Consider the following 13,708-nt stretch of genomic DNA (forward strand, 5'->3'; position numbering starts at 1 on the left):
CATGAGACGCATCCCGCTCACGGCCTGGATCGGCCTGGCAATCATCACCCTCAACCTCGCCGCGCTGCTGTTCGGGCCGCTGCTGGCCCCGTTCGGCGAGGAGGACATCATCGGCGGCCCGTTCGACCCCGCCACGGCGCTGAACTGGTTCGGCCTGGACCAGAACGGCCGCGACATGCTCTCGCGCCTGCTCTTCGGCGCGCAGATGTCGATCGGCGTGTCGCTGGCCGCCTCGCTGCTGTCCTTCACCGTCGGCCTGCCGCTCGGCTTCCTCGCCGCGCTGCGCGGCGGCTGGGTCGACACCGTGCTGTCGCGGCTGGTCGACACCATCATGTGCGTGCCGGTGCTGATCTCGGCCCTGGTGGTGCTGCAGGCGCTCGGCTCCTCGCTGCCGGTGCTGATCGTGACCATCGCGCTGCTCGACTCGACCCGCGTCTTCCGCCTGGCCCGGATCCTGGGGCAGGGGATCAACGTGATGGAATATGCCGAGGCGGCGCGGCTGCGCGGCGAGGGCGCCTGGTGGCTGATCCGCAAGGAGATCCTGCCGAACGCCGCGGCGCCGCTGATCGCCGAATTCGGCATGCGCTTCTGCTTCACCTTCCTGTTCGTCGCCGGCCTGTCCTTCCTCGGCCTCGGCATCCAGCCGCCCTATGCCGATTGGGGCGGCATGGTGAAGGACAACCAGCAGGGCATCCTCTACGGCCTCTACGCGCCGCTGTACCCGGCCGCGGCCATCGCGCTGCTGACCATCGGCGTCAACCTGGTGGTCGACTGGCTGCTGGCCGGCCGCACCCGGCCGCAGGGAGAGGGGCGATGAGCGACATCCTCACCATCCGCGGCCTCAGGGTCGAGGCGCCGAACGGTGCCGTCCTGGTGCAGGGCATCGACCTCGACCTGAGGAAGGGCGAGGTGCTGGGCCTGATCGGCGAATCCGGCGCCGGCAAATCGACCATCGGCCTGGCCGCGATGGGCTGGGGCCGCGGCGGCTGCCGCATCGCCGGCGGCACCGTGGCGATCGACGACCAGACGGTGACCGGAGAGAGCTCGGCCGCCCGCGCCAAGCTGCGCGGCGCCCGGATCGCCTATGTGGCGCAGAGCGCGGCGGCCGCCTTCAACCCAGCGCTGACCATCGGCCGCCAGGTGCTGGAGGGGCCGAAGCATCACCGGACGATGGCCAAGGCCGAGGCGCACGCCTGGATGCTGGAGCTGTTCCGGGCGCTCGACCTGCCGGACCCCGAGCGCTTCGGCGACCGCTACCCGCACCAGGTCTCGGGCGGACAGCTGCAGCGCGCCATGGTCGCCATGGCGATGTCCTGCCGGCCCGACATCCTGGTGCTGGACGAGCCGACCACGGCGCTGGACGTCACCACCCAGATCGAGGTGCTGGCCCTGCTGCGCCGGCTGATCCAGCGCTATGGCACGGCGGCGCTCTACATCAGCCACGACCTCGCCGTGGTGGCGCAGATCGCCGACCGGATCCAGGTGCTGCGCCACGGCAAGCCGGTGGAGCTCGGCCCCACCGAGCAGGTGCTGGCGGCGCCGCGCGAGGACTACACCCGTCGCCTGGTTGGCGAGCGCCAGGCCAGCCTGGCCGGCGAGCCGCGCCGGCATGAGGGCGGCGCCGAGCTGCTGACCGTCGACGGCATCTCCGCCGCCTACCACAAGGTGCCGGTGCTGGCCGATGTCTCGCTGTCGCTGCGCCGGGGCGAGACCCTGGCGGTGGTCGGCGAATCCGGCTCCGGCAAATCGACCCTGGCGCGGGTGATCACCGGCCTGCTGCCGCCGACCGCCGGGTCGGTACGGCTGGACGGGCAGGCCTTGCCGTCCTCCTACACCGCCCGCAAGCGGGACCTGCTGCGCCGGATCCAGCTGGTCTACCAGCTGCCGGATGTGGCGCTGAACCCGCGCCAGACGGTGGGCGAGGCGATCGGCCGGCCGCTGGGCTTCTATTTCGGCCTCAAGGGCCGCGAGCAGACCCAGGAGGTGGCGCATCTGCTCGGCCTGATCGGCCTCGACCCGGATTTCGCCGGCCGGCTGCCCGGCGCGCTGTCGGGCGGGCAGAAGCAGCGCGTCTGCATCGCCCGGGCGCTCGCGGCCAAGCCCGACCTGATGATCTGCGATGAGGTGACCTCGGCGCTCGACCCGCTGGTGGCGGAGGAGATCCTGCGCCTGCTGCGCCGGCTGCAGGACGAGCTGGGCGTCGCCTATCTGTTCATCACGCATGACCTCGGCGTCGTCCGCCGCTTGGCCGACCGCACCGCGGTGATGCAGCGCGGCCGGGTGGTGGAGCAGGGGCCGACGCCGGATATCTTCACGCCGCCCTTCCACGACTACACCGGCCGCTTGCTGGCCTCCGTCCCCGAGCTGCGCCGCGACTGGCTGGACCAGGTCCTCGCCGCACGCGCCACCGCCTGACTGCCTTCATGGGAGACCCCGACATGCCGATCCGCGTCGAGGAGAGCATCTGGATCCCTCTGGCCGACGGCACCCGCCTGGCCGCCCGGCTGTGGCTGCCGGAGGGGGCGGAGGCGGCGCCCGCGCCCGCCGTGCTGGAATACATCCCCTACCGCAAGCGCGACGGCACCCGCGGCCGCGACGAGCCGATGCATGGCTGGTTCGCCGGCCAGGGCTATGCCGCCATCCGCGTCGACATGCGCGGCACCGGCGAGTCCGACGGCCATATGGCCGACGAGTACCTGAAGCAGGAGCAGGACGACGCGCTGGAGGTGATCGCCTGGATCGCCGCGCAGCCCTGGTGCACCGGCGCGGTCGGCATGATGGGCAAGTCCTGGGGTGGCTTCAATTCGCTGCAGGTGGCGGCGCGCCGGCCGCCGGCGCTGAAGGCGATCATCACTGTCTATTCGACCGATCACCGCTATTCGGACGACATCCACTACCAGGGCGGCTGCCTGCTCAACGACAATCTGTGGTGGGGTGCCATCATGCTGGCCTACCAGGCCCGGCCGGCCGACCCGGCGATCGTCGGCGAGGGCTGGCGCCGGCAGTGGCTCGAACGGCTGGAGCGGATGCCCTTCTTCCCGGCCCTGTGGCTGCGGCACCAGCGTTATGACGAATACTGGAAGCACGGCTCGGTGTGCGAGGACTGGTCGGCGATCCAATGCCCGGTCCTGGCCGTCGGTGGCTGGGCCGACAGCTACACCAACGCGGTGCCGCGCCTGCTGGCCGGGCTGAAGGTGCCGCGCCGCGGCATCATCGGGCCCTGGGGCCATGTCTATCCGCAGGACGGCGCGCCGGGCCCGGCGATCGGCTTCCTGCAGGAGGCGCTGCGCTGGTGGGACCAGTGGCTGAAGGGCCATGACACCGGGGTGATGGCGGAGCCGATGCTGCGCGCCTTCGTCGAGGACTGGAACGCCCCCGTTGGCTCCCGCGCCGAGACCAAAGGCTGTTGGGTCGGCGAGGCGGAATGGCCCAGCCCGGCGATCGGGCCGCGGCGCTGGGCCCTGAACGCGCCGGGCGCGCTGGCCGATACGGCCGGTGCTGAGAGCGACATCCTCGTCCGCTCGCCGCTCAGCCACGGCAAGGCGGCCGGCGAATGGATGGCCACCGGCTGCCCCGGCGAGCTGCCGGTCGACCAGCGCCTCGATGACGGCGCGGCGCAGCTGTTCGACACTATGCCACTCAACGAGGCGGTCGAGATCCTGGGTGCGCCGGAGCTTCTGCTCGACCTCGCCTCGGACGCGCCGGTGGCGCAGTTGGCGGTGCGGCTGTGCGACGTGGCGCCGGACGGGCGCTCGGCCCGGGTCAGCTACGGCGTGCTGAACCTGACCCATCGCGACGGGCATGAGGCGCCGGTGCCGCTGGAGCCCGGCAAGCGCTACCAGGTGCGGGTGAAGCTGAACGATTGCGGTCACCGCTTCCCGGCGGGGCACCGCATCCGCATCGCCATCGCCACCGGCTACTGGCCGACCGTCTGGCCGGCCCCGTATGCCGCCACCCTGACCCTGCGGGCGGGCACCAGCCATCTCGACCTGCCGGTTCGGCAAGGCGGGGCAGGGGATGTGGTCTTCGAGCCGCCGGTCCGCGGCCCGGCCGCGCCAGCCACACAGCTGTCGCCCGGAACGATCCGGCGGTACTCGAAGCAGGACCATATCAGCGGCGAGACCACCTATGTCACCGAGGGTATCGGCGGGGTGTTCGGCGAAGGCATCCTGCGCTTCGACGAGATCGACACCACCCTGGCCCACAGCCTGAAGCGCGAGCTGACGATCCGCGATGACGACCCGTTGTCGGCCCGCTATGTCCTGACCCAGTCCTACGAGATGGGCCGCGAGGGCTGGCGCATCCTGATCGAGAGCCGCTCGGTGCTGACCGCCGATCTCGACCGCTGGCACCTGACCACCGAGCTGACGGCGAAGGAGAATGGGCAGGTGGTGACCGAACGGTCCTGGACCGAGGACATCCCGCGCGACCTGGTCTAGGCGCAGACCGATTTACCCATGATGGAGAGGCGCTAGAGTTGTCTGCCTGAAGCCAGCGGATTCCACGGATGCCAACCAGCGCCGACAGCTCTCGCCTCGCCCAGGGACTCAGCATCTTGAGTGGGATCGCCTGCGGTCCCGTCATCGCCATGGACGAAGGGCTGAGCTTCTGGGGTGGGGTCGACGCCGCCACCGGCATGGTGATCGACGTGCATCATCCCCGGCATGGTGTCCCGCTGGCCGGGGCTGTCGTTCTCATGCCCACCAGCCGCGGCTCCTGCTCGGGGTCGGGCGTGCTGCTCGAGCTGGCGATGGCCGGTCGGGCGCCGGCGGCACTGATCTTCTGCGAGCCGGAGGACACGCTGACCCTGGGCGCGATCGTCGCCGCGGAGATGTTCGGGCGGTTGATCCCGGTGCTGCGCCTGCCGGCCGCGGCCTTCGCGGCCGTGGCGGCCGCCGGGACGGCGTCGATCACGCCGGAGTCCGTGGAGATCGATGGGCTGCGGATCCCGGTCGCGCCGCCGCTCGCCGATGCGCTGGCGCTGGACGCGTGCGACCGCGCCATGCTCGACGGCGCGGACGGCCCCGCTTTGCAGCAGGCCATGCGCATCCTCGCCGCCATGGCGCGGCAGCAGGGGGCGACGGCGCTCACCGACGTGACGCGCGCCCATATCGACGGCTGCATCTATGCCGGTCCCGCGAACCTCGTCTTCGCCGAGGCGATGGAAGGGCTCGGCGCGCGGGTCCGCGTCCCGACCACGATGAACGCCATCTCGGTCGACCGGCAGAACTGGCAGGCCCAGGGCGTGTCGCCGGACTTCGGCGGGCCGGCGGCGCGGCTCGCCGACAGCTATGTCCGGATGGGGTGCCGGCCGACCTTCACCTGCGCCCCCTACCTTCTGGACGACGCGCCGGCTTCGGGCGAGCCGATCGGCTGGTCGGAATCGAATGCCGTGATCTTCGCCAACTCCGTGCTCGGCGCGCGGACGGCGAAGCATCCCGACTTCCTGGACCTCTGCATCGCGCTCACCGGCCGAGCGCCTCTCGCCGGCGCCTTCCTGGACGAGCACCGGCGGGCGAAGCGCATCGTCGATATCGAGCTTCCCGACGGCGCCGGGCCGGAGGCCTGGCCGCTGATCGGTTATCTCGCCGGCCACGCCGCGCCCGACCGAGTACCGCTGCTGCGCGGGCTGGCCGGGGCAATGCCGACCCAGGACGACCTGAAGGCCCTCTGCGCCGCCTTCGGGACGACCTCGGCGGCGCCGATGCTGCATGTCGAGGGCATCACGCCGGAGGCAGCCATGGTCGACACCGGCGCCGATCGCGTCGTCATCTCCCGCGCGCAGCTGGCCGAGGGCTGGGCCAGGCTGAACGACGGGCCGGAGGTGATGGACCTCATCGCGATCGGCAGCCCGCACGCCTCGCTCGCAGAATGCCGTACCCTCGCCGATGGGCTGGCGGGCCGTCGGCGGAAGCCGGAGGTCGCGGTGATCGTCACCGCGGGACGGCAGGTGATCGCCGCCGCCGAGGCGGACGGCACGATGGCCAAGCTCCGGGCCAGCGGCGTCGACGTGATCCCCGACCTGTGCTGGTGCTCGATCTCGCGGCCGGTGTTTCCGGCGGCGACGCAGACGGTCATCACCACGTCCGGCAAATACGCCCATTACGGACCGGGGCTGTCGGGCTGCGCCGTGCGCCTCGGCACCCTCGACGACTGCATCGAGGCCGCGCTCACCGGGCGTGTCCCGTCACGGCAGCCGATCTGGCTATCCTAGGCTGCCGCCGAGAGGTGCAACCCTCAGAAAGGTGAGGTTTCACCTTTTGCTCTTTTGATGGTACTACTTCCGCAGAACAATCTCGCGGGGCAGGGCCATGGCCAGCACGACATTCGGCGTGAAGATCGATGACGAGTTGCGGGCGCGGCTGAAAGCGGCGGCGGAGAAGCAAGGCCGCACCCCGCATTGGCTGGTCAAGCAGGCGATGCTGGCGATGCTCGACCGGGTCGAGCGCGGCGAGACCTTCGGCGGCCACGACGAGGCCGATGCCGGCGACCCGAGCGACAGCCCGGCGGCTGAGGAGTCCGGGCCGCAGCCCTTCCTCGACTTCGCCCAGTCGGTGCAGCCGCAGACCGTGCTGCGCGCCAAGATCACCGCCGCCTATCGCCGGCCGGAGGAGGAATGCCTGCCCTTCATCCTGGCCGGCGCCAGTCTGCCGAAGCCGGTGACCGACGGGGCGCGGGGCATCGCCCGCACGCTGGTCGAGGCGCTGCGTGCCAAGGGCGTCGGCGCCGGCGTCGAGGGGCTGATCCAGGAATTCTCGCTGTCGAGCCATGAGGGCGTGGCCCTGATGTGCCTGGCCGAGGCGCTGCTGCGCATCCCCGACCGCGCCACCCGCGACGCGCTGATCCGCGACAAGATCTCGTCCGGCGACTGGCAGTCCCATGTCGGCCAGAGCCCGTCGATGTTCGTCAACGCTGCCGCCTGGGGCCTGGTGGTGACCGGCAAGCTGGTGACCACCAACAGCGAGGCCGGCCTGTCCGCCGCGCTGACCCGACTGATCGGACGCGGCGGCGAGCCGCTGATCCGCAAGGGCGTCGACATGGCGATGCGGATGATGGGCGAGCAGTTCGTCTCCGGCCAGACCATCTCCGAGGCGCTGGCCAACGGCCGCAAGCTGGAGGCGAGGGGCTTCCGCTACTCCTACGACATGCTCGGCGAGGCGGCCACGACCGCAGCCGACGCCGACCGCTACCTGCGCGACTACGAGCAGGCGATCCACGCCATCGGCAAGGCGGCGGAGCGGCGCGGCATCTATGAGGGGCCGGGCATCTCGATCAAGCTGTCGGCGCTGCATCCGCGCTATTCCCGCGCCCAGGCCGACCGGGTGAAGGGTGAGCTGCTGCCGCGGCTGACCGCCCTGGCGGTGCTGGCCCGCAGCTATGACATCGGCCTCAACATCGACGCCGAGGAGGCCGACCGGCTGGAGCTGTCGCTCGACCTGCTGGAGGCGCTGTGCTTCGACCCGGCGCTGTCCGGCTGGAACGGCATCGGCTTCGTCGTCCAGGCCTATCAGAAACGCTGCCCCTTCGTGATCGACTACATCGTCGACCTGGCCCGGCGCAGCGGTCACCGGGTGATGGTGCGGCTGGTCAAGGGCGCGTACTGGGACAGCGAGATCAAGCGCGCCCAGGTCGACGGCCTTGAAGGCTTCCCGGTCTACACCCGCAAGATCTACACCGACGTCTCGTTCCTGGCCTGTGCGCGCAAGCTCTTGGCTGCACCCGACGCGGTGTTCCCGCAATTCGCCACCCACAACGCCCAGACCCTGGCCACCATCTACAAGATGGCCGGCGAGAACTACTATCGCGGCCAGTACGAGTTCCAGTGCCTGCACGGCATGGGCGAGGGGCTGTACGAGGAGGTGGTGGGCCGCGACAAGCTGGACCGGCCGTGCCGGATCTACGCACCGGTAGGCACCCATGAGACGCTGCTGGCCTATCTGGTCCGGCGCCTCTTGGAGAACGGCGCCAACACCTCCTTCGTCAACCGCATCGGCGACCCGGACGTCTCGATCGACGAGCTCATCGCCGACCCGGTCGAGGCGTCGCGCAAGGTGCAGCCGCTGGGCGCCCCGCACGCCAAGATCGCCCAGCCGCGCGCCCTGTTCGGCGACAGCCGCGACAACTCCGCCGGCATCGACCTGTCGAACGAGCAGCGCCTGGCTTCGCTGTCGGCCGCGCTGCTCGGCGGCGTCGACGCCGCGGTCCGCGCCGTGCCGATGCTGGGCGATGGCGACCGCGACGGCCCGGCCCGGGAGGTCCGCAACCCGGCCGACCGGCGCGACGTGGTCGGGCAGGTGGTCGAGGCCTCGGCCGACCAGGTCGACGAGGCGATGGCCCAGGCCGCCGCGGCCGCGCCGATCTGGCAGTCCACCCCGCCCGCCGACCGCGCCGCCTGCCTGCTGCGCGCCGCCGACCTGATGGAGGCGCGGATGCCGGCCCTGCTGGGCACCATCATCCGCGAGGCCGGCAAGACCCTGCCGAACGCGATCGGCGAGGTGCGCGAGGCGGTCGATTTCCTGCGCTACTACGCGGCCCAGGTGCGCGACCAGTTCTCCAACGACACCCACCGGCCGCTCGGCCCCATGGTCTGCATCAGCCCGTGGAACTTCCCGCTGGCGATCTTCACCGGCCAGGTGGCGGCAGCGCTGGCCGCCGGCAACGCCGTGCTGGCCAAGCCGGCCGAGGAGACGCCGCTGATCGCCGCCGCCGCCGTGCGCCTGCTGCGCGAGGCCGGGGTGCCGGCCGGCGCGGTGCAGCTGGTGCCGGGCGCAGGTCCGGTCGGGGCGCGGCTGGTGGCCGATCCCCGCACCCGCGGGGTGATGTTCACCGGCTCGACCGAGGTCGCCAAGCTCATCCAGAAGGTGCTGGCCGACCGCCTCGACCCGGAGGGCCGGCCGATCCCGCTGATCGCCGAGACCGGCGGCCAGAACGCGCTGATCGTCGACAGTTCGGCGCTGCCGGAGCAGGTGGTGGGCGACGTGTTGGCCTCGGCCTTCGACAGCGCCGGCCAGCGCTGCTCGGCGCTGCGTGTCCTGTGCATCCAGGAGGATGTGGCCGACCGGGTCCTGACCATGCTGAAGGGGGCGATGGCGGAGCTGGCGATCGGCAACCCCGACCGCCTCGCCGTCGATGTCGGCCCGGTGATCACCGACGAGGCGCGGGCGATCATCGCCAAGCACATCGAAGCGATGCAGGCCAAGGGCCGCAAGACCCAGGCCTTGCCGCTGCCGGAGGCGGCGAAGCACGGCACCTTCGTGCCGCCGACCCTGATCGAGATCGACGACATCGCCGAGCTGAAGCGCGAGGTATTCGGCCCGGTGCTGCATGTGCTGCGCTACCGCCGCAGCCAGCTCGACCGGCTGTTGGAGGCGATCAACGCCACCGGCTACGGCCTGACCTTCGGCGTCCACACCCGGATCGACGAGACCATCGCCCGGGTCTCGCACCGCGCCACGGCGGGCAATATCTACGTCAACCGCAACCTGATCGGCGCCGTGGTCGGGGTGCAGCCCTTCGGCGGCCACGGCCTGTCCGGCACCGGGCCCAAGGCCGGCGGGCCGATGTACCTGTACCGGCTGCTCTCGGTCCGGCCCGAGGCCGGGCCGGTGCCGGCGGATAGCGTCGCGGACGACAAGCGCTTCCAGCCGCTGCGCGACTGGGCGGCGGCCCTGCGCAAGGCCGGCCGGACGGCGGAGGCCGACCGCGTCGCCGCCTTCGAAGCGCGCAGCCCGCTCGGCGTGACTCTCGACCTGCCCGGCCCGGTCGGCGAGAAGAACAGCTACAGCCTGGAGCCGCGCGGCACGGTGCTGTGCCTGGCCCAGACCGCGGCCGGCGCGGCGCTGCAGATCGGCGTGGCCCTGGCCACCGGCAACAAGGCGGTGCTGTCGGCCCCGTCGGAGGTCGCCGATGCGCTGCTCAAGACCGTGCCGGCGTCGCTGAAGCCCCTCCTGTCCCGCGCCGACGACTGGGCCTCGGCCGAGGCCGACGCGGTGCTGTTCGAGGGCGACAGCGACGCCCTGCACGCGGTCAACCAGGCGGTCGCGGCCCGGCCGGGCCCGCTGGTCCCGGTCCAGGGCGTCACCCGCGACGACCTCGCCGGGGCCCGTGCCTTCTATGCCCTGGAATGGCTGCTGCTGGAGCGCTCGGTCAGCAACAACACCGCCGCGGCCGGCGGCAATGCCAGCCTGATGACGATCGGGTGACGCTCTGGATGGCCATCCACGGTGCGGGGAGCGCTTCCGCACCCCGCACCGTGAGACCGGCAGCCTTCCCACTCCAGCAATTCCGAACCGGAGTTGTGCAGATTGACATAATTTAAGCAAAGTTGTTTTCTAATATTACTAAGTAAATCTGCAGACTAAAGGAAGATATCCGTATCCTGTGGATTCTCTCGGCAGAAAAGAGAGAATTCCTGAAATCTGACACTGCGGCCGTCCTTTGCTGTGATTGTGCGGTTGGTTTCGTTGCTGACGACGTTCTCTGCCGGGAATGCGAGGCGACGGTCATGAATATGCTGGCGAGCGGTTTTGCGCTGAAGCTTTTCGGGAATCCGCGACTGGTCGGGCCTGACGGGTCCGATTGCACGCCGCGGTTGAAGAAGGCGTTCTGCCTTCTGGCCTATCTTGCCCTGCAGCCCAACGGCCAGGCTCGGCGCGAGCGCCTGATCGGGCTGTTCTGGGCCGATCGCGGCCAGGCGCAGGCCCAGGGGTCGCTGCGTCATGCCTTGCTCGAGCTGCGGCAGAGTCTCGACGATCAGGCCGACGATTTGCTCATCGCCGACCGCCTGTCGGTGCGGCTCGACACCCGGGCCTTGGCCGTGGACGCCCTGGGCATCGACCGCCTCCTGGCGGCCGGGACCGTGGAGTCGATCCTGCAGGCCAGCGCCGGCTGGACGGGCGAGCTGCTCGACGGCGTCGCATCGCCCGGCACGGCCTTCGACCACTGGCTGGAAGCCGAGCGCGCATCCCGCCAGGCCGCCATTCTCCATGCGCTGGAGGACGCCGTCACGGCGGCGGAGCGGTCCGGACGGGACCATGATATCGAGGCGCTCGCCCAGGCGCTGCTCCGGGTCGACCCGGCGCATGAGCGCGGGCACTGCATCCTGATCGATCTGCATGCGCGCAAGGGAGCCATCGGGGCCGCTCTCCGCCAGTTCGATCAATGCCGCCGGGCACTGGCCCATGCGCTCGACATCGAACCCTCCGCCGAGCTGCGTTCGCATGTCGACGCTCTCCGTCGTCAGCAGCCGTCGCCCGCGGGCTCGACCATACGGGTCATCCCGCACCGCACGCCGGTGGTGGCGGTGTTCGTTCAGCCCGCCATCGGGCCGCCCGAGCTGGTCCGCGACCTGTCGCAGCTGCTTGAAGACGAGCTCGTCACCGCGCTGTCCCGATACCGGACCTTTTCGACCCGCCTGATCGCCTCGCCCGAGCAAGCGGCCGAGGCCGGCCCCTATCTGCTGCGGATCGGCCTGCGGCACGACGGAACCGCTTGGCGGTACGGCCTGCGGCTGTGCGACACGGCGACGAACCAGCAGCATCTGGTCGAGGTGCTCGCCTTTCCTGCGGTCCCGGACCTCGCCGCGGTGCTGCCCGGCCTGGCGAGTTTCGCGTATCGGGTCGACTATGTCGCCCGGACGGCACGCATCCCGCAGCTCGGCGAGACCGCCGAAGCGTATGACCTCTGGCTCGCCGGCGACCGGATGGTGGAGACCTTCAGCAGCGAGGCGTTCGACGCGGCCATACCGTTGCTGAACCGCGCCGCATCGGCGGATCCTGGCTTTGCCCGCCCGCTGTCCGGCCTGGCCTCGATCGAGCTCTCGCGGCAGCAGCTCGTGCCCGGCTCACGATGCGACCCGGAGACCTTCGCGCACGCCACCCGGCTCGCCCGGGACGCCATCGCCATCGATCCATGGGACAGCCATGGCCACATCATCGCTGCCTGGGCCTATCTGCGCCAGCGCATGCCGGAGCAGGCGCGACGCCATTTCGAGCAGGGACGGGCGCTGAACCCCGACGACCCGATGACGCTGATCGCCTGTGCCGAAGGGCTGGCGCATCTCGGCTCGATCGACGACGCGATCCGATGCGGCGAGCGCGCCCTCGAGATTCACCCGGCCCCGCCGCCCTATTTCTACTGGTATCTGGCCGTCGCCTGCACCCATGCGGGGGCCTATGAGCGCGCACTAACACTGTCCCGGCTCGGCCCGGACACGGTTCCCGAGCTGGTCGCCTGGCGGGCGGTGGCCCTGGCGTCCTCGGGGCGCGCCGTGGAGGCCAGGGCGACCGGCGAGGAGTTCTTCCGGCGCCTCGGCCGGAGCTGGGGAGGGGAGGAGCCGTTCGCACGCGACCGCGCCCTCCGCTGGCTCGACGAGGTCGTGCTCATCCCCGACGAAGCCAGGCGATGGCAGTTCGTCGACGCCGTCGCGCGGATCACCTCGTCCCGAGACGGATCGGTCGCTCACCGGCATCCGCAGAGGACGATGAACCCGATTCTCCTGAGGTAGTCATCCTTCTCCTGCTGGTCCTTGAAGATGGTCTGAACCTGCGGGATGACGATGTTGACCACCTCATTGGTATCGACGACCACGTTGATGCCCCTGCCTGCGACAGCCCTGGGATCGAGCCCGTTGAGGAGATTGGACTGGTGCAGGATGGATTTCGCGTTGACGATGAAGTTGGCCAGATCGGCCGGGTTCGTCGCGGCCTTGAAGACCTCCCCGCCGACGGCGAGCAACTGGTCCCGGTTGCCCAGGTCGATCACGGAAAAATCGTTCGGGGTGGCAATTGGATCGAAGCGCGGCATGGTTCATTCCCCCTGGCGCGTCAAATGAGATGACCGTGCGGCCGATGGCCGGAGATGGAAAGCCCTCCATTGGGATGCGCAGGCATCCGGAAGGCGATGGGAGGCGGAGCGGCGCGTCGAGCTGATCAGCCCCCCAACGCACTGCGGGCGATCCGGTAGACGCCGATCGGTTCGGCCATGTTCCTGAGCAGGCATTGTCCGAGGGCCTCGAAGCCGATCCCGGTCGTGTCGGCGACCTCGGCGATCACGGTCTCGGACAGGTAGACGTCCCCGGGCTCGGCCAGCGCCTGGAGGCGGGCGGCGACGTTCAGGGGATGCCCGAACAACTCGCCATCGACGGCGATGCTGTCGCCGGTGCTGACGCCCATGTGCAGGCGAAGGCTGCGGTCGGTGCCGGCTCCAGCCTGCTCGGCGTTCACGCCGCGTTGCAGCGCGACGGCGCAGTTCACGGCGTCCGCCGGGCGCGGGAACGCGATCAGCGCGCCGTCACCGGCGGAGCTCACCAGCCGGCCCCGATGGGCGAGGATGGTCGGCAACATGAAACGTCGCCGCAGTGCCCGCAGATCGAGCGCCGTGGACAGGGCGTCGAGCTCGACGAGCCGGCTGAACCCCACGACATCCGCGACCAGGATGGTGAGGCGTCGGCGTTCGATTCTGGGTGCGTGGCCCAACGCGTGCCGATGGCTGTATGTCGCGGCGTCCGGTCGGGTCGGAGACCTGCTGATCATTCTGGTCGTGTACAAGAGAACCTCCCTGTCTTTCCCTTGTCCTGGGGTGTTGACAGGAGTGTCTCCGGAACAGCGGCACGCTCCGTGTACCGACCGGTCGCCCAGCGTGAAAACTGCGTGAGCCGAGCGGGCGAGGCGCCGATCGCCCCGCCCGCAACAGGCCGTCCCGCCCTGTC

8 protein-coding genes are annotated in these 13,708 nt (G+C 70.5%); 6 read left to right on the plus strand and 2 right to left on the minus strand.

Going from position 1 to position 13,708, the window contains the following annotated elements; genetic code table 11:
• The first annotated feature begins 1 nt into the window (after position 1).
• From FFK22_RS16175 to FFK22_RS16200, 6 genes are all read left to right on the plus strand, one after another.
• A complete protein-coding gene (locus tag FFK22_RS16175; RefSeq protein WP_138889734.1) occupies positions 2 to 817 on the plus strand; it encodes an ABC transporter permease in 816 nt (271 codons plus the stop codon).
• Positions 814 to 2,415, plus strand: a complete 1,602-nt coding sequence (locus FFK22_RS16180; RefSeq protein WP_138889735.1) for an ABC transporter ATP-binding protein — start codon at positions 814 to 816, stop codon at positions 2,413 to 2,415. Before FFK22_RS16175 ends, FFK22_RS16180 begins: the two co-directional genes overlap by 4 nt.
• A gap of 23 nt (positions 2,416 to 2,438) precedes the next feature.
• Entirely contained in the window at positions 2,439 to 4,439 is a 2,001-nt protein-coding gene (locus FFK22_RS16185) for a CocE/NonD family hydrolase (protein ID WP_138889736.1), read from the plus strand.
• Positions 4,440 to 4,555: 116 nt separating this feature from the next.
• Positions 4,556 to 6,214 (plus strand): aconitase X, encoded by a 1,659-nt coding sequence (locus FFK22_RS16190; protein WP_221938635.1) that lies wholly within the window; start codon positions 4,556 to 4,558, stop codon positions 6,212 to 6,214.
• A gap of 97 nt (positions 6,215 to 6,311) precedes the next feature.
• Positions 6,312 to 10,202 (plus strand): trifunctional transcriptional regulator/proline dehydrogenase/L-glutamate gamma-semialdehyde dehydrogenase, encoded by a 3,891-nt coding sequence (gene putA, locus FFK22_RS16195; RefSeq protein WP_138889738.1) that lies wholly within the window; start codon positions 6,312 to 6,314, stop codon positions 10,200 to 10,202.
• A gap of 302 nt (positions 10,203 to 10,504) precedes the next feature.
• Positions 10,505 to 12,505, plus strand: a complete 2,001-nt coding sequence (locus tag FFK22_RS16200) for a BTAD domain-containing putative transcriptional regulator (protein ID WP_138889739.1) — start codon at positions 10,505 to 10,507, stop codon at positions 12,503 to 12,505.
• On the opposite strand, the gene FFK22_RS16205 is transcribed toward FFK22_RS16200, so the two are convergent.
• Both FFK22_RS16205 and FFK22_RS16210 read right to left on the minus strand, forming a co-directional pair.
• The gene (locus FFK22_RS16205; protein ID WP_138889740.1) at positions 12,460 to 12,804 is read right to left on the minus strand and encodes a hypothetical protein; all 345 of its coding nucleotides are present in this window, start codon (positions 12,802 to 12,804) and stop codon (positions 12,460 to 12,462) included. The two genes, FFK22_RS16200 and FFK22_RS16205, sit on opposite strands and share 46 nt — an antisense overlap.
• 125 nt (positions 12,805 to 12,929) lie before the next feature.
• The gene (locus tag FFK22_RS16210; protein WP_138889741.1) at positions 12,930 to 13,547 is read right to left on the minus strand and encodes an adenylate/guanylate cyclase domain-containing protein; all 618 of its coding nucleotides are present in this window, start codon (positions 13,545 to 13,547) and stop codon (positions 12,930 to 12,932) included.
• Positions 13,548 to 13,708 lie beyond the last annotated feature (161 nt).

The sequence above is a fragment of the Mycobacterium sp. KBS0706 genome, from assembly GCF_005938675.2.
GTDB lineage: Bacteria > Pseudomonadota > Alphaproteobacteria > DSM-16000 > Inquilinaceae > Inquilinus.